At 70.0% G+C, this 15932-nt stretch carries 14 protein-coding genes; 10 read left to right on the top strand and 4 right to left on the bottom strand.

Annotated elements, in window-relative coordinates; genetic code table 11:
- From ACIA47_RS31655 to tkt, 3 genes are all read right to left on the bottom strand, one after another.
- A complete protein-coding gene (locus ACIA47_RS31655) occupies positions 1-1650 on the bottom strand; it encodes a glucose-6-phosphate isomerase (RefSeq protein WP_396712047.1) in 1650 nt (549 codons plus the stop codon).
- Positions 1651-1726: 76 nt separating this feature from the next.
- Positions 1727-2902 carry a transaldolase gene (gene tal, locus ACIA47_RS31660; protein WP_203126122.1) on the bottom strand — a complete coding sequence of 392 codons (1176 nt, stop codon included), beginning with the start codon at positions 2900-2902 and terminating at the stop codon, positions 1727-1729.
- Positions 2903-2917: 15 nt separating this feature from the next.
- A complete protein-coding gene (tkt, locus tag ACIA47_RS31665; protein ID WP_350865686.1) occupies positions 2918-5056 on the bottom strand; it encodes a transketolase in 2139 nt (712 codons plus the stop codon).
- Positions 5057-5322: 266 nt separating this feature from the next.
- On the opposite strand from tkt, the gene ACIA47_RS31670 reads away from it, so the two are divergent.
- The 3 genes from ACIA47_RS31670 (at position 5323) to ACIA47_RS31680 (ending at position 7997) form a co-directional block, all read left to right on the top strand.
- On the top strand, positions 5323-6276 hold the full coding sequence (locus ACIA47_RS31670) for a heme o synthase (RefSeq protein WP_396712050.1): 954 nt from the start codon (positions 5323-5325) through the stop codon (positions 6274-6276).
- Positions 6277-6727: 451 nt separating this feature from the next.
- Entirely contained in the window at positions 6728-7063 is a 336-nt protein-coding gene (locus ACIA47_RS31675; protein ID WP_091403682.1) for a hypothetical protein, read from the top strand.
- A 13-nt stretch (positions 7064-7076) separates the two neighbouring features.
- On the top strand, positions 7077-7997 hold the full coding sequence (locus tag ACIA47_RS31680; RefSeq protein ID WP_396712054.1) for a RimK family alpha-L-glutamate ligase: 921 nt from the start codon (positions 7077-7079) through the stop codon (positions 7995-7997).
- A 403-nt stretch (positions 7998-8400) separates the two neighbouring features.
- Here ACIA47_RS31680 and ACIA47_RS31685 read toward each other — a convergent pair whose 3' ends face one another.
- A complete protein-coding gene (locus ACIA47_RS31685; protein ID WP_396712056.1) occupies positions 8401-9366 on the bottom strand; it encodes a heme A synthase in 966 nt (321 codons plus the stop codon).
- Positions 9367-9464: 98 nt separating this feature from the next.
- Here ACIA47_RS31685 and ACIA47_RS31690 point away from each other — a divergent pair, with 98 nt between their 5' ends.
- From ACIA47_RS31690 to sufU, 7 genes are read left to right on the top strand one after another with little or no spacing between them, the layout of a single operon-like run.
- On the top strand, positions 9465-10265 hold the full coding sequence (locus ACIA47_RS31690; protein WP_396712059.1) for a helix-turn-helix transcriptional regulator: 801 nt from the start codon (positions 9465-9467) through the stop codon (positions 10263-10265).
- Entirely contained in the window at positions 10262-11692 is a 1431-nt protein-coding gene (gene sufB / locus ACIA47_RS31695; RefSeq protein ID WP_109820752.1) for a Fe-S cluster assembly protein SufB, read from the top strand. The genes ACIA47_RS31690 and sufB overlap by 4 nt, the downstream gene beginning before the upstream one ends.
- Positions 11693-11749: 57 nt before the next feature.
- Positions 11750-12895, top strand: coding sequence for a Fe-S cluster assembly protein SufD (gene sufD / locus ACIA47_RS31700; RefSeq protein ID WP_396712062.1), 1146 nt, complete (start codon positions 11750-11752; stop codon positions 12893-12895).
- Positions 12895-13221, top strand: coding sequence for a non-heme iron oxygenase ferredoxin subunit (locus tag ACIA47_RS31705; protein WP_091403693.1), 327 nt, complete (start codon positions 12895-12897; stop codon positions 13219-13221). Before sufD ends, ACIA47_RS31705 begins: the two co-directional genes overlap by 1 nt.
- Positions 13221-13994, top strand: coding sequence for a Fe-S cluster assembly ATPase SufC (gene sufC / locus ACIA47_RS31710; protein ID WP_007462702.1), 774 nt, complete (start codon positions 13221-13223; stop codon positions 13992-13994). The genes ACIA47_RS31705 and sufC overlap by 1 nt, the downstream gene beginning before the upstream one ends.
- A 20-nt stretch (positions 13995-14014) precedes the next feature.
- Entirely contained in the window at positions 14015-15319 is a 1305-nt protein-coding gene (locus ACIA47_RS31715; RefSeq protein WP_396712064.1) for a cysteine desulfurase, read from the top strand.
- Complete coding sequence (gene sufU / locus ACIA47_RS31720) at positions 15319-15792, top strand: Fe-S cluster assembly sulfur transfer protein SufU (RefSeq protein ID WP_091403700.1); 474 nt, start codon at positions 15319-15321, stop codon at positions 15790-15792. Before ACIA47_RS31715 ends, sufU begins: the two co-directional genes overlap by 1 nt.
- The last annotated feature ends 140 nt before the right edge of the window (positions 15793-15932 follow it).

A 15932-nucleotide genomic window follows, 5' to 3' on the forward strand; every position in this document is an offset into this window, starting at 1 on the left:
TCACGCCCGTAGATCACCGGCCGTGTCCAGTAGTTGGGCGACACCGGCGGCCCGGTCGGTCAGGTGCAACCGCAGCACCGGCCGCTCCCGACCGGCGAGAGCCTGCCGGTCACCGGCGGCCTGCGCCGCCTGCAACTCACCGAAGGTGTACGGCTTGCCCGGCACCGCCAGGTCCTCGGCGACCGCGCCGGTCACCTGGAGGTAGCTGCCCACCTGCGGGCCGCCCTTGTGGTACTGGCCCGTCGAGTGCAGGAAGCGCGGACCCCAGCCGAAGGTGACCGGTCGACCGCCGGCCTGCGCCAGCAGCGACCGCAGCCGGGCCGTGTCGGCGTCGGCGAACCGGTCGAGGTACGCCATCACCGCGAGGTAACCGTCGTCGCCCAGCCCGTCGAGCAGCCAGCGCAGCACACCGGCCAGGTCCCCGGGGGCGCCCTGCGGGGCGTACACCTCGATCGCGCCCTCGGTGAACGACGGCGTCTCCGCCGGCAGGCCCGAGGCCAGGATCTTGTTGGTGTTCTCCTTGGACTCGGTGACGTTCGGCTGGTTGAACGGGTCGATGCCGAGCACCACGGCGGCCACCGCTGTGGCGTACTCCCAGGCCAGGAACTGCGCGCCCAGCGGGCCGTTCACGGCCACGTCCGGGTTGGCCCCGCCGCCCGGCATGTCACCGGGGGCCAGCGCGCCGCCGTAGCTGACGGTCAGCACGTCCGCGCCGGTGGCGCCGGGGCTCTGCGGAGACTCCACGACCACCGGGAGGATGCCCACCCCGGCCTTGCCGGTCGACTCGGCGATCAACTGCTCGGCCCAGTCGCCGAGCCCGTCGATGCCGGTGCCGTCGGAGATCAGGGCGACCTTGTCCCGGGCCAGCGTGGCCGCGGCGCCCAGGGCGGCGCCCAACGCCAGCGCCGGGTTGTTCTGGTCCGCGCCGAGCGACGTGGCCAGCGCGTCGGCCTGGTCGAGCAGTTCCGCGACCTCGACCCCGGCCAGCGCCGAGGGCACCAGACCGAACGCGGTGAGCGCCGAGTACCGGCCGCCGACGTTCGGGTCGGCGATCACGGTGAACGCGCCCATTTCGACCGCGGTGGCCTCCAGTGGCGAACCCGGGTCGGTGACGATGACGAAGTGTCGGCCGGCCTCCGCCTCGGTCATCCCGGCGTCCAGGAACGCCTGCCAGTACGCTCGCCGGTGGCTGTCGGTCTCCACCGTCGAACCGGACTTGCTGGCCACCACCACGACGGTGCGCTCCAGCCGGTCACCGAGTGCCGCCCGGACCTGGCCCGGGTCGGTGGTGTCCAGCACGGTCAACGGGCGACCCAGCGTCCGGGTGATCACCTCGGGCGCGAGCGACGAGCCGCCCATGCCGGCTAGCACCACGTGATCCAGGTCGGCCAGCTCCGCGGTCAGCTCGGCCAACTGGACGAGCAGTTCACGGCTGCGCCGGTGGGTGTCCACCCAGCCCAGCCGGATCTTCGCCTCGGCCTCGGCGTCCGGACCCCACAGGCTCGCGTCCTTGCCCGCCAGCTTGCCCGGGACGCCGGCCTTGACCAGCGCGTCCCGGGTTGAGGCGGGCGCGGCCTTGTCGACCGCGTCCGCGCCGTACACAGCGAGCCCGGCGGCTGCCTCCACCGGCCCTGAAAGTAGATCGCTCATGCCGTCACTCCGCTTCGCTGCGTGCCGTCATGAGGCACCTTGGCACTGAGCTTGCTGATTCGCTCGCTGCGCTCGCTCATGCGCCACCGGCCTTCTCGGCGGCCTTGGCGTTGCCCTTGGCCGCCTTGTTCGGGGCACCCTTGCCCTTGGCCGCCGCCTCCAGGGACTTGCGAACCCCGTCGAGCAGCTCCTGCCAGCTGGCCTCGAACTTCTCCACGCCCTCGCGCTCCAGGGTGACGATCACGTCGTCCATGTCCACCCCGACCGACTCCAGGTCGGCGAAGACCTTCCGGGCCGCGTCGTAGGCGCCGGTGATGGTGTCGCCACGGGTCTCGCCGTGATCGGCGTACGCGTGGATGACCGACTCCGGCATGGTGTTGACCGTGCCGGGAGCGATCAGCTCCTCGACGTAGATGACGTCCCGGTAGTCCGGGTTCTTCGTCGAGGTGGACGCCCACAGCGGCCGCTGCGGGTGCGCACCGGCGGCGGCGAGCGCCTTCCAACGGTCGGAGGAGAAGACCTCGGCGTAGCGCTCGTACGCCAACTGGGCGTTGGCGATAGCGGCCTTGCCCTTGAGGGCCTTCGCCTGGTCGGAGCCGACCTTCTCGAGCCTCTTGTCGACCTCGGAGTCGACCCGGGAGACGAAGAACGACGCGACCGAGCCGATTTTGGACAGGTCGTGGCCGTTCGCCTTGGCCTGCTCCAGACCGGACAGGAACGCCTCCATGACCGCCGAGTAGCGGTCCAGACCGAAGATCAACGTGACGTTGACGCTGATCCCCTCGGCCAGCGTGTCGGTGATCGCCGACAGGCCCTCCTCGGTGGCCGGGATCTTGATGTAGAGGTTGGGCCGGTCGACCAGCCACCACAGGGCCTTCGCCTCGGCCACCGTCCGGTCGCTGTCGTGCGCCACGCGGGGGTCCACCTCGATGGAGACCCGGCCGTCGACACCGTCGCTGCCGTCGTACGACGGGCGCATCACGTCGCAGGCCCATCGCACGTCGTACGTGGTGAGCATGCGCACCGACTCCTCGACCTCGACGCCACGGGTGGCGAGGTCGTGCAGCTGCCAGTTGTACTCGTCGGCGTCGCTCAGCGCCTTGGCGAAGATCGTCGGGTTGGTGGTGACGCCGGCCACGTGCTTCTCGCGGCGGAGCTGGTCCAGCCCGCCGGAGCTCAGTCGTACCCGGGAAAGGTCGTCGAGCCAGACCGCCACGCCCGCGGCGGTCAGCTCATTCAGCTTGTCGGTCATGCCGTCCACGCTCCCTCAGTTGCCGGTCGTGAAACCGGTGATGTCGCCCACCCGGGCCAGCGAGGCGTGTGCCGCCGCCACGATCCGGTCACCGGTGAACCCGAACTGCTCGAAGAGCACGGTGTGCGGGGCACTCGCGCCGTAGTGCTCCAGGCTCACGCTCTCGCCCAGGTCACCGACGATCCCGCGCCAGGACATCGCGATGCCCGCTTCCACGCTCACCCGTGCCTTTACCCCGCGCGGGAGCACCGACTCCCGATATGCCTCGTCCTGCTCGTAGAACCACTCCTGGCAGGGCATCGAGACGACCCGGGTCGGGGTGCCGTCGGCCTCCAGCCGCTCCCGGGCGGTCAGGCAGAGCTGCACCTCGGAACCGGTGCCGACGATGATCACCTGAGGCTTGCCGTTGGACGCCTCGGCCAGCACGTACCCGCCCTTGGCCACGCCCTCGGCGCTGCCCAGGACGTCGCGGTCCAGGGTCGGCAGCGGCTGACGGCTCAGCGCCAGCGCGGTGGGCCGGTCGGTGTGCTCCAGCGCCTGCCGCCAGGCCCAGGCGGTCTCGTTGGCGTCCGCCGGACGGACCACGTCCAGGCCCGGGATGGCGCGCAGCGCGGTCAGGTGCTCCACCGGCTGGTGGGTCGGGCCGTCCTCGCCCAGACCGATCGAGTCGTGCGTCCAGACGTAGGTCACCGGAAGCTTCATCAACGCGGCCAGCCGCACCGACGGACGCATGTAGTCGCTGAAGACCAGGAACGTGCCGCCGTACGGGCGGGTGCCGCCGTGCAGGGCGATGCCGTTGAGGATCGCGCCCATGGCGTGCTCACGGATGCCGAAGTGCAGCGTGCGGCCGTACTCGTGGCCGGGGAAATCCTTGGTGGCGTGCGCGGCCGGGATGAACGACGGCTCGCCCTTCATTGTGGTGTTGTTGCTCTCGGCCAGGTCGGCCGAGCCACCCCACAGCTCCGGGAGCACCGGCGCGAGCGCCTCCAGCACCTTGCCGGAGGCGGCCCGGGTGGCCACCCCCTTGGCGTCCGCGGGGAAGACCGGCAACGCGTCGGTCCAGCCGTCGGGGAGTACGCGACCAGCCAACCGCTCGTAGAGCGCGGTGCGCTCCGGGTTGGCCTTCTTCCAGGCGTCGAACGCGGTGGTCCACTCCTGCTCGGCGGCGTCGCCGCGGCCCATCACCGTGCGGGCGTGGCTGAGCACCTCCTCGTCGACCTGGAAGGTCTGCTCCGGGTCGAAGTCGAGGATCCGCTTGGTGGCCTTCACCTCGTCGGCGCCGAGCGCCGAGCCGTGGATCTTGCCGGTGTTCTGCTTGTTGGGCGCGGGCCAGCCGATGATGGTGCGCAGCGCGATGAAGGAGGGGCGGGCGGTCTCCGCCCGGGCCGCCACCAGCGCCGCGTACAGCGCCTCGGCGTCCTCGTGGTAGTCGCCCTGGTCGGCGTCGCCGCTGCGCCAGTCGACGGTCTGCACGTGCCAGCCGTACGCCTCGTAGCGCGCGGCCACGTCCTCGCTCTTGGCGATCCGGGTGTCGTCCTCGATGGAGATCTCGTTGTCGTCGTAGATCACCGTGAGGTTGCCCAGCTGCTGGTGCCCGGCGAGGGCGCTGGCCTCGTGGCTGATGCCCTCCTCGATGTCACCGTCGGAGACGATGCACCAGATGTTGTGGTCGAAGACCGATGCGCCGAGCTCGGCCTCAGGGTCGAACAGGCCGCGCTCGCGGCGGGCCGCCATGGCCATGCCGACCGCGTTGCCCAGACCCTGCCCGAGCGGGCCGGTGGTGGTTTCCACGCCCGGCGTGTGCCCGTGCTCGGGGTGCCCCGGCGTCTGCGAGCCCCACTGCCGCAGCGACTTGAGGTCGTCCAGGCTCAGCGGGTAACCGGAGAGGAACAGCTGGATGTAGAGCGTCAGGCTGGAGTGCCCGGCGGAGAGCACGAACCGGTCGCGGCCGGGCCAGTTCGGGTCGGCCGGGTTGTGCCGCATGACGCGGTTGAAGAGGAGGTACGCCGCGGGCGCGAGGCTCATCGCGGTGCCCGGGTGACCGTTGCCGGATTTCTCTACGGCGTCCATGGCCAGCACGCGGACGGTGTCTACGGCCCGGCGATCGAGGTCGGACCAGTTGAGTGCGGAGTGCTCGGGTCGTTTAACAGCCACGATGGTTGTGCTCCTCGGCAGATGGGCGGAACCCTCACCGATGACCTTATCGAGCGTCCCTAAACGTGCGCCCGGGGATCTGCGCATGGTGTGCGCCACGTGACCATCCGGATGCTCCGTTCAACCCGGTGGTGTGACGGCCCGCACCGTTGTCGGGTCGGCCGGGCAGCCAAAACGACGACGCGTAGTGTGTGGGGCGGTATGCGGACCCCAGCGGTCCCGACCGATCCGATCTCCCCCGTGCCGATGCCGGAAGGTGGCAATCCGTGAGCATGATCACCGAGCGCCCCGCGAGCAACCCGGCCGGGCCACACCCGGCGCGGGCGGCCGAGGGCCCGGTGGCCCGGCGGGACGTACGCGCGGTCCTCTCGGCGTACGTGGCGCTCACCAAGCCGCGGATCGTCGAGTTGCTGCTGGTCACCACCATCCCGGCGATGATGCTCGCCGAGGGCGGGCTGCCGTCGCTGTGGCTGATGGCCGTCGTGCTGATCGGTGGCTCGCTCGCCGCCGGCGCGGCAAGCGTCCTCAACTGCTACATCGACCGCGACATCGACCAGCTGATGCGGCGCACCAAGCGTCGGCCGCTGCCGGCGCACACCGTGTCGCCGCGAAGCGCGCTGATCTTCGGTCTGGTGCTGGCGGCGGTGTCGGTGGCCCTGATGGCGGCGTTCACCAACCTGCTCGCCGCGGGGCTGACCCTCGCCGCGATCGCCTACTACGACCTCGTCTACACCCTGTGGCTCAAGCGCTCCACCCCGACGAACACCTTCTGGGGCGGCGCCTGCGGGGCGGCGCCGGTGCTGATCGGGTGGGCGGCAGTGACCGGCTCGCTGGCGCCGGCCGCCTGGGGGCTCTTCGCGGTGGTCTTCTTCTGGCAGATGCCGCACTTCTACCCGCTCGCCATGAAGTACAAGGACGACTACGCCCGGGCCGGCATCCCGATGCTCCCGGTGGTGGCCTCGATCCGCCGGGTGAACGCCGAGATCCTGATCTTCGCGTGGCTCACCGTGCTCACCTCCCTGGCCGTCTGGCCGCTGGGGCTCAGCGCGATCTACGGGGTGCCGACACTGGTGGTGGGTGCCATCTTCGTGGTCGAGGCACACCGGCTCTGCCGGCGCGCGACGCGCGGCGAGGCGGTCAAACCGATGCGGCTGTTCCACTGGTCGACGACGTACCTGACGATCGTCTTCGTGGCCGTCGCGCTCGACGCGCTGATCTGACCCGTCCCGCACGGCCCGGCTCCGCGCCCTTCGCGTCCAAGGCAGTGGCCTCCGCCCGCCGTCTTCACTGGCTGTCGGCTTTCCTGGGCACCGGGGCTCCCTTGGCACCGGGGCTCCCTTGCGCGCTGCGGCTCGGCGGCCCTCGCGTCGTCCGTCAGATGTCGCGCCGTGGCCCTGCCTGGCGGCGAATGGCGCCGACGATCTACTGACTAATCATGGACGTGGATGAGTTGTCCGGGTTTAATGTCACATCAGTGTAACTTTCAGCATGAGTCGGATCGGCTCAACCTGGGTTGGTTCGGAGGCGATTTCCCGACGTGGTTTGAGCGCAAAAGTCGGTAAATAAACGGACAGTTAACCTGTGGTCGCCCTTAAACCTGTAGGTAATTGGCATCACAAAAGGTTCATGGTTCTCGCCCCACGGGGTGCAACTCTGCTTAGGCTTCGCGTCATGGCAGATGGTTCCGATACGACGCTGACGGCCGAGCAGACCGCCGGCGAGCAGGCGCCCCAGGGCCTGGTCGCGGGCCTCAAGGCGTTCGCGGCCGGACACGGCGGCGCGAAGGCGGTCATCGAGTACGTCGGCAAGCGTGGCGCGCGGATCGTCCTGGTGGGTTCCGACGGCGAGTGGGGCGACCAGTTCGCCGACGACACCGTCACCGCCCGGGAGGCGTGCGCCAAGGCGGGAGTCACCGTCGAGAACGCCTGGGAGCGTGAACTGATGGACCAGATGCGTCCGAGCAACGACCTCTGGCGGTCGATGGCCCGGCGCACGATGGCCCGCTGAATAGACAGCTGAATTGACCACATATCACCAGTCGACCCGGGGGGAACCCCGGGTCGCTCTCGTCACCTGCTCAGACCTGGCCGACCTCGACCCGGACGACCAACTGGTCCTGGCCCCACTCGCCGCCCGTGGCGTCGCCGTCCAGACCGTCGTCTGGGACGACCCCGACGTCGACTGGTCGTCCTACGACCTGGTCGTGCTCCGCTCACCCTGGGACTACGCGCTACGCCGCGACGAGTTCGTGTCCTGGGCGACCACCGTGCCGAGGCTGGTCAACCCGCCGGACGTGGTCCGCTGGAACACCGACAAGCGCTACCTCACCGAACTGAGCGCCGCCGGGGTGCCAACCGTGCCGACGTCGTGGATCGAGCCGGGGGAGAGCTGGCAGCTGCCCGCCGAGACCGGCGAGTACGTGCTCAAGCCCGCGGTCAGCGCCGGGAGCCAGGACACCGGCCGGTACGACCTGGCCGACCCGGAGCACCGGGACCTGGCCGCCGCACACGTTCGCCGGCTCTCCGAGGCCGGCCGGGTCACCATGGTCCAGCCGTACCTGCGGGCCGTGGACACCGAGGGCGAGACGGCCCTGCTCTTCCTGGCCGGCCCCGAGGGGCTCGCGTTCAGCCATGCGATCCGCAAGGGTCCGATGCTGTCCGGGCCGGACCTCGGCCCGGACGGGCTCTACAAGGCCGAAGAAATCACCGCCCGCACCGCCCGCCCTGAACAGCTGGCGGTGGCCGAGCAGACCCTCGTGACGGTGCCCGGCGGCACCGGCCAGCTGCTCTACGCCCGGGTCGACCTGATCCCCGGCCCAGACGGCGAGCCGGTCCTGGTCGAACTGGAGCTGACCGAGCCGTCACTCTTCATCGGGTACGCGGACGGCGCCCCCGACCGCCTCGCCACCGCGATTACGACCCACCTGGCCCGCACCGCCTGACCCCACCACAACAAACAACCCCAACGGCCGCCCGCGCCGCTGTGCGTCCGTGCTGCCGTGCGCCCGCGCCGCTGTGCGTCCGTGCTGCCGCCAGCAAGATCGCGCAACATTCTGGTTGTAGTGGCTTCCTGGCGTTCCGTGGCCACTACATCCTGGTTCGAGTGCGATCCTGGTGGCCGTGGGCGGCCAAACCCGGGTCCGGGTCTCCTCGTGGGCGGGATTCGTTGTCAAGATCCGCGTAACATCAGGGATGTTGCTGCCTCCCGCGTGTCGGAGCCAGCAACATCGGGGGAGTTGCGCAGATCTTGGCGCGGGGCGCGGGGCGCGGGGCGCGGGGCGCGGGGCGCGGGGCGCGGGGCGCGGGGCGCGGGGCGCGGGGCGCGGGGCGCGGGGCGCGGGGCGGTCAGGCGGTGACTGGTACCGGGGCGGCGGCGTCGGCCGGGGTGGCCTGGGGGGCCGACGTGACCGCGCGGCGTTCCCGGGTGGACCACTGCACCGACAGGGCGGCCAGCAGCACCAGGCAGGAGCCGAGCATGTGCGCGCCGACCAGGATCGCCGGCACGTGGGTGAAGTACTGCACGAAGCCGATCAGGCCCTGACCCAACTCCACGGCGACCAGGATGATCGCGGTGCGGGTGGCTCGCTGCGCACTGACGGCGCGGAACGCGAAGATCAGCGCCACCGACAGCCCGATCAGCAGGAAGACCCCGTCCGCGTGCACCTGCGAGATCGTCTCCGGGTCGAGCCCGTTGCGGGCGGCGCCGTGGTCGCCGGCGTGCGGGCCGCTGCCGGTGACCCAGGTGCCGACGACCAGCACGGCGACGGTGACGCCGGTGGTGACCCGGGCCAGCGCGCGCAGCGGTGCGGGCACCACGGCCACGGTCGGGCCGTCGGGGTCGCCGATGCGTCGCCAGAGGGCGTACGCGGCGGCGATCACGGCCATCGAGGCCAGGAAGTGCAGCCCGACCACCCACGGGTTGAGGTTGGTCAGCACGGTGATGCCACCGATCACCGCCTGGGCGGGGATGCCCAGGAAGACCGCCACGGCCAGTGCGAGGAGCCCGGGTCGGCGGGGTCGGTGGGCCAGTACGGCCAGTACGGTGGCCAGCGCGATCAGACCCACCGCGAAGGTCAGCATGCGGTTGCCGAACTCGATCACCCCGTACACGCCCATTTCCGGCGTGGTGACGTAGGAATCGTCGGTGCACCGGGGCCAGGTGGGGCAGCCGAGGCCCGAGGCGGTCAACCGGACGGCCCCGCCGGTGACGACGATGCCCACGTTCGCGATGATCGAGGCGAGCGCGAGGCGGCGCAGCAGGATGCCGGAGACCGGACGGACGATTCGGTTCACGGCGCAAATCCTACGCACCGTAGTGATCGAGGTTCGTCCGACTCCGTCGGCTCGGTGGTTCGGATCACCGGGGCCCGGGTTTGCGACCCTCCGGGTAATTACGTAACGTTGGCGTTGTGAAAAACGCGGCGGCGCTCTCCGGGCACCAACCGACGGCCGTGCCGGCCCTCGGTACGTCCGCCTCCGCGCCTGCCGTGACCACGTCGGCCGAGCTCGCCGGGCCGGCGGCGGCTGAGGTCTCCACCCGGGATCGGGTCACCCAGTTGCTGCTGGAGCAGGGTGCCACCACCGCCGCGCAGCTTGGCGCGGCGCTCGGGCTCAGCCCGGCGGCGATCCGCCGGCACCTGGACGCGATGCTCGCGGACGGTGACGTGTACGCCCGCGAGCAGACCGTGCAGGGCAGTCGCGGTCGGGGTCGCCCGGCCAAGGTGTTCCTGTTGACCGAGGCCGCCCGGGTCCGTTGTGGCACACACCACTACGACAACATGGCCACCGCCGCGCTGCGCTGGATCGCCCGCAGCGGTGGCTCGGGCGCGGTCGAGGCGTTCGCCACCGAGCAGGTGTCCGCCCTCGAATCACGTTGTCGGACGGCCATGGAGGACGCCGGCGACGACCCTCTGGCCCGAGCCGAGGCACTCGCCGCCGCGCTCACCGCCGAGGGTTACGCTGCCAACGCGTCCACGATCGCCTCCGGCGGCCAGCTGTGTCAGCACCACTGCCCGGTGGCGCACGTGGCCGCCGAGTTTCCCCAGCTGTGCGAGGCCGAGACCGCGGTTATCTCCCGTCTGGTCGGCACCCACGTGCAGCGTCTGGCCACCATCGCGCACGGCGACGGGGTGTGCACCACGCACATCCCGACCCAGTCGGGCCGCGCTCAATCCGGTAATCCCGTAACCACTGTGAGGACAGATAGATGACCGAGCAGATCGTCCAGCCCCTGACCCAGGAAGAGCAGCTCGCCGCCCTGGGCCGGTACGAGTACGGCTGGTCCGACCCGGACGCCGCCGGGGCGGTCGCCCAGCGCGGCATCAACGAGGCGGTGGTGCGGGACATCTCGGCCAAGAAGAACGAGCCGGCGTGGATGCTCGACCTGCGGCTGAAGGGCCTGCGGCTGTTCGGCCGTAAGCCGATGCCGGCCTGGGGCGCGGACCTCAGCGGGATCGACTTCGACAACATCAAGTACTTCGTGCGGTCGACCGAGAAGCAGGCCACCAGCTGGGAGGACCTGCCCGAGGACATCAAGAACACCTACGACCGGCTGGGCATCCCGGAGGCGGAGAAGCAGCGGCTGGTCGCCGGTGTCGCGGCGCAGTACGAGTCGGAGGTCGTCTACCACAAGATCCGCGAGGACCTTGAGGAGCAGGGCGTTCTCTTCCTGGACACCGACACGGCGCTGCGCGAGCACGAGGACGTCTTCAAGGAGTACTTCGGCACGGTGATTCCGGTCGGCGACAACAAGTTCGCCGCCCTGAACACCTCGGTGTGGTCCGGTGGCTCGTTCATCTACGTGCCGAAGGGCGTGCAGGTCGAGATCCCGCTGCAGGCCTACTTCCGGATCAACACGGAGAACATGGGCCAGTTCGAGCGGACGCTGATCATCGTCGACGAGGGTGCGTACGTGCACTACGTCGAGGGCTGCACCGCGCCGCTCTACTCCTCCGACTCGTTGCACAGCGCGGTCGTGGAGATCATCGTCAAGAAGAACGCGCGCTGCCGCTACACGACCATCCAGAACTGGTCGAACAACGTCTACAACCTGGTCACCAAGCGCGCCGTCTGCCACGAGGGCGCGACCATGGAGTGGGTCGACGGCAACATCGGCTCCAAGGTGACCATGAAGTACCCGGCGGTCTACATGACCGGCGAGCACGCCAAGGGCGAGGTGCTCTCGGTGGCGATGGCCGGCGAGGGTCAGCACCAGGACGCCGGCGCCAAGATGGTGCACGCCGCGCCGCACACCTCCTCGACCATCGTGTCGAAGTCGATCGCCCGCGGCGGCGGCCGCACCTCGTACCGGGGTCTGGTGCAGGTGCTGGAGGGTTCGCACCACAGCCGGAGCACTGTCAAGTGCGACGCGCTGCTGGTCGACACGATCTCCCGCTCGGACACCTACCCGTACGTCGACATCCGTGAGGACGACGTGTCGATGGGGCACGAGGCGACCGTCTCCAAGATCAGCGACGACCAGCTCTTCTACCTGATGAGCCGGGGCCTGAGCGAGGACGAGGCGATGGCCATGATCGTGCGCGGCTTCATCGAGCCGATCGCCAAGGAGCTCCCGATGGAGTACGCCCTGGAGCTCAACCGTCTGATCGAGCTTCAGATGGAGGGCGCGGTCGGCTGACGCCGCCCGCCCTACCGAGCACCTGACACCGTCGTCGTAGAACAGACCAAGGAAGAAATGACTACCCAGGCTTCCGCGCCGCCGCCCAGCACCAAGTCGCAGGCGCTGCGCTCGTACGACGTCGCCGACTTCCCGGCCCTCACCGGCCTGGAGGAGGAGTGGCGCTTCACCCCGCTCAAGCGCCTCCGCGGCCTGACCAGTGACGCGCCGGCCGCGACCGGTGCGGTCCGACACGAGTACGGCGACCTGCCCGAGGGCGTCGCCATCACCCGGGTCGGCCGTGACGACGAGCGGGTCGGCAGCGTGCTGACCCCGGTCGACCGGGTCAGCGCGCTGGCCTACGGTGCCGCCGCGGACGCCCTGCTGCTGCGGGTGGCCCCCGACGTGGTGCTCGGTGAGGCGGTGCGGCTGCGGGTGGTCGGCGAGGGCGTCGAGCAGCTGGCGTTCGGTCACACCTTCGTCGAGGTGGGCCGGTTCGCCGAGGCGACACTGGTGTTGGAGCACGTCGGCTCGGCCACCCTGGCCGACAACGTCGAGGTGGCCGTGGCCGACGGCGCGAAGCTGACGCTGGTCACGGTCGCCGACTGGGCCGACGACGCGGTCCAGGCCCAGCACCTGAAGATCAAGCTGGGCCGGGACGCCAAGGTCATCCACATCCAGGTGTCCCTGGGTGGCGACCTGGTCCGGCAGTTCACCAGCGTGGAATACACCGGGCGCGGCGGCGAGGCCGAGCTGTACGGCGTCTACTTCGCCGACTCCGGCCAGCACCTGGAGCACCGGCAGCTGGTCGACCACAGCATCCCGGACTGCCGCAGCTACGTCGGCTACCGGGGCGCTTTGCAGGGCGAGAGCGCGCACACCGTCTGGGTGGGCGACGTGCTCATCCGGGCCGAGGCGACCGGCACCGACACGTACGAGATCAACCGGAACCTGCTGCTCACCGACGGCGCACGGGCGGACTCCGTACCCAATCTGGAGATCGAGACCGGCGAGATCTCCGGCGCCGGCCACGCCAGCGCGACCGGCCGCTTCGATGACGAGCAGTTGTTCTACCTGATGGCCCGGGGCATTCCGGAGAGTGAGGCCCGCCGGCTGGTGGTGCGTGGATTCTTCGCCGAGCTGATCAACAAGATCCCGGTGGAGTCGCTGCGTGAGAGCCTCGGCGACGCGATCGAGGCCCGGCTGACCAAGGCGGGCGCTTGATGATCCGCATCTGCTCCACCGAGGACGTGCCGAAGGGCACCGCGATCAGCGCGGACGTCGACGGCACGCCGATCGCCCTGGTGCACGGCGAGGACGGCGGCTTCTACGCCGCGTACGACGAGTGCTCGCACGCCTCGGTCGCGCTCTCCGAGGGTGAGGTCGATGGCTGCACGCTCGAGTGCTGGCTGCACGGCTCGCGCTTCGACCTGCGCACCGGCGAGCCGACCGGCCTGCCCGCCACCGAACCCGTCCCCGTCTACCCCGTCGAAGTTCGCGACGGCGACATCTACCTCAGCCTGACGCCGAGTAATGGAGTGACCCGATAATGAGCACCCTGGAGATCCGCGACCTGAAGGTGTCGGTCAAGCTGCCCGAGGGTGAGCTCAAGCCGATCCTGGCCGGCGTCGACCTGACCGTGAAGTCGGGCGAGACCCACGCGATCATGGGCCCGAACGGCTCCGGCAAGTCCACCCTGGCGTACTCGATCGCCGGTCACCCCAAGTACGAGATCACCGGCGGCACGGTGACTCTCGACGGCGAGGACGTGCTGGCCATGACGGTCGACGAGCGCGCCCGCGCCGGCCTCTTCCTGGCCATGCAGTACCCGGTCGAGGTGCCCGGCGTCTCGGTGGCGAACTTCCTGCGGACCGCGAAGACCGCCATCGACGGCGAGGCACCGAAGCTCCGTACCTGGGGTGGCGAGCTGCGCGGCGCGATGGAACGCCTCCAGATGGACCCGGCGTTCGCCCAGCGCAACGTCAACGAGGGCTTCTCCGGTGGTGAGAAGAAGCGGCACGAGATCGTCCAGCTGGAGCTGCTCAAGCCGAAGATCGCGATCCTCGACGAGACCGACTCCGGTCTCGACGTGGACGCGCTGCGCGTGGTCAGCGAGGGCGTCAACCGGGTCCGCGACACCGGCGACACCGGCGTGCTGCTGATCACCCACTACACCCGGATCCTGCGCTACATCAAGCCGGACTTCGTGCATGTCTTCGTGGCCGGCCGGATCGTCGAGCAGGGCGGCCCGGAGCTGGCCGACAAGCTCGAGGCCGAGGGCTACGAGCGGTACGCCGCCGGGGCCGGCACGGCCAAGGCCTGAGCGGGAGAGGCGCTGCCGAGATGACCAGCATCGCGATCCCCTCGGGGATGCCGCAGCACGACGACGTGCCGCGTTTCGACGTGGCCCGGGTGCGCGCCGACTTCCCGATCCTCGGTCGGGAAATCAACGGGCACCCGCTGGTCTACCTCGACAGCGCCAACACCTCGCACAAACCCCGCCAGGTGCTCGACGTGCTCGACGAGCACTACGCGCGGCACAACGCCAACGTGTCGCGCTCGGTGCACACCCTGGGCACCGAGGCCACCGAGGCGTACGAGGGGGCGCGGGCGAAGGTTGCCGCGTTCATCAACGCGCCCAGCGTCGACGAGGTGGTGTTCACGAAGAACTCCACCGAGGCGATCAACATCGTGGCGTACGCCTTCTCGAACGCCTCGCTGCGCCCGGACGCCGACAGCCGTTTCCGGCTCGGTCCGGGCGACGAGGTGGTGATCTCCGAGATGGAGCACCACTCGAACATCGTCCCGTGGCAGCTGCTCTGCGAGCGGACCGGCGCGACCCTGCGCTGGTTCCCGGTCACCGACCAGGGGCGGCTGGACGAGTCGGGCCTGGAGGATCTGGTCACCGAACGGACGAAGATCGTCTCGCTGGTGCACATGTCCAACATCCTCGGCACTGTCAACGCCACCTCCCGGATCACCGCGCGGGTCCGCGAGGTGGGTGCGCTGCTGTTGCTGGACTGCTCGCAGTCGGTGCCGCACCTGCCCATCGATGTGGTCGACCTGGACGCCGACTACATCGTCTTCACCGGCCACAAGATGTGCGGTCCGACCGGCATCGGTGTGCTCTGGGGTCGGGGTGAGCTGCTGGCGGCCATGCCGCCGGTCTTCGGCGGCGGCTCGATGATCGAGACGGTCACCATGGCCCGCTCGACCTTCGCCGCGCCGCCGGCCCGCTTCGAGGCGGGCACCCCGCCGATCGCCGAGGCGGTCGCGCTCGGTGCGGCGGTCGATTACCTGACCGGCATCGGGATGCGGGCCATCCAGTGGCACGAGAAGGAGCTGACGGCGTACGCGCTGGACGCTCTCGGCTCGGTGCCCGACCTGCGGATCTTCGGTCCGACCGTGCCGGTGGGCCGGGGTGGCACCATCTCGTTCGCGTTGGGTGACGTGCACCCGCACGACGTGGGTCAGGTGCTCGACTCGCTCGGCGTGCAGGTGCGGGTGGGCCACCACTGTGCCAAGCCGGTGTGCAGCCGGTTCGGCGTTCCGGCCATGACCCGGGCCTCGTTCTACCTCTACACCACCACCGAGGAGATCGACGCTCTGGTGGCCGGTCTGGAGCAGGTGCGGAAGGTGTTCGACTGATGCAGCTCGACCAGCTCTACCAGGAGATCATCCTGGACCACTACAAGCGCCCGCACGGGCGTGGCCTGCGCGATGCCGACGACCCGGGTGACCAGGTCGCGGAGGCGCACCACGTCAACCCCACCTGCGGTGACGAGGTCACCGTCCGGGTGGCCACCGACGGCACGGTGCTGCACGACATCTCGTACGACGGGATGGGCTGCTCGATCAGCCAGGCCTCGGCGAGTGTGCTGCACGAGTTGCTGCGGGGTCGGGGTGCTGGGGAAGCATTCGAGGTGCACGAGGCGTTCGTGGAGTTGATGTCCGGACGTGGCCAGGTCACGCCGGACGAGGACGTGCTCGGTGACGGGGTTGCTTTCGCGGGTGTGGCCCGTTACCCCGCCCGGGTCAAGTGCGCGCTGCTGCCGTGGATGGCGTTCAAGGACGCCGCGGCACGCGCCGGTGTGGGCGTGAGCCCGGAGGTGAAGGCGTGAGCGAGCGTCAGCGAGCGAATGACACGGTGGTGCCTTGCGGCACCACACAGCGATGCGGAGGGACGGCATGAGCGAGCGTCAGCGAGCGAATCAGTGGTTCAGCGCGTTGGTGCCTCATGGCGTCACGGAGCGAAGCGGAG

It is taken from the genome of Micromonospora sp. NPDC051227, assembly GCF_044455385.1.
Classification (GTDB): Bacteria; Actinomycetota; Actinomycetes; order Mycobacteriales; family Micromonosporaceae; genus Micromonospora.

Bases quoted from the DNA above. Each gene is read 5' to 3' on its own strand.
- ACIA47_RS31655 (WP_396712047.1), bottom strand. From the start codon at position 1,650: ATGAGCGATCTACTTTCAGGGCCGGTGGAGGCAGCCGCCGGGCTCGCT.
- tal (WP_203126122.1), bottom strand. From the start codon at position 2,902: ATGACCGACAAGCTGAATGAGCTGACCGCCGCGGGCGTGGCGGTCTGG.
- ACIA47_RS31675 (WP_091403682.1), top strand. From the start codon at position 6,728: ATGGCAGATGGTTCCGATACGACGCTGACGGCCGAGCAGACCGCCGGC.
- sufB (WP_109820752.1), top strand. From the start codon at position 10,262: ATGACCGAGCAGATCGTCCAGCCCCTGACCCAGGAAGAGCAGCTCGCC.
- sufD (WP_396712062.1), top strand. From the start codon at position 11,750: ATGACTACCCAGGCTTCCGCGCCGCCGCCCAGCACCAAGTCGCAGGCG.
- ACIA47_RS31705 (WP_091403693.1), top strand. From the start codon at position 12,895: ATGATCCGCATCTGCTCCACCGAGGACGTGCCGAAGGGCACCGCGATC.
- sufC (WP_007462702.1), top strand. From the start codon at position 13,221: ATGAGCACCCTGGAGATCCGCGACCTGAAGGTGTCGGTCAAGCTGCCC.
- ACIA47_RS31715 (WP_396712064.1), top strand. From the start codon at position 14,015: ATGACCAGCATCGCGATCCCCTCGGGGATGCCGCAGCACGACGACGTG.
- sufU (WP_091403700.1), top strand. From the start codon at position 15,319: ATGCAGCTCGACCAGCTCTACCAGGAGATCATCCTGGACCACTACAAG.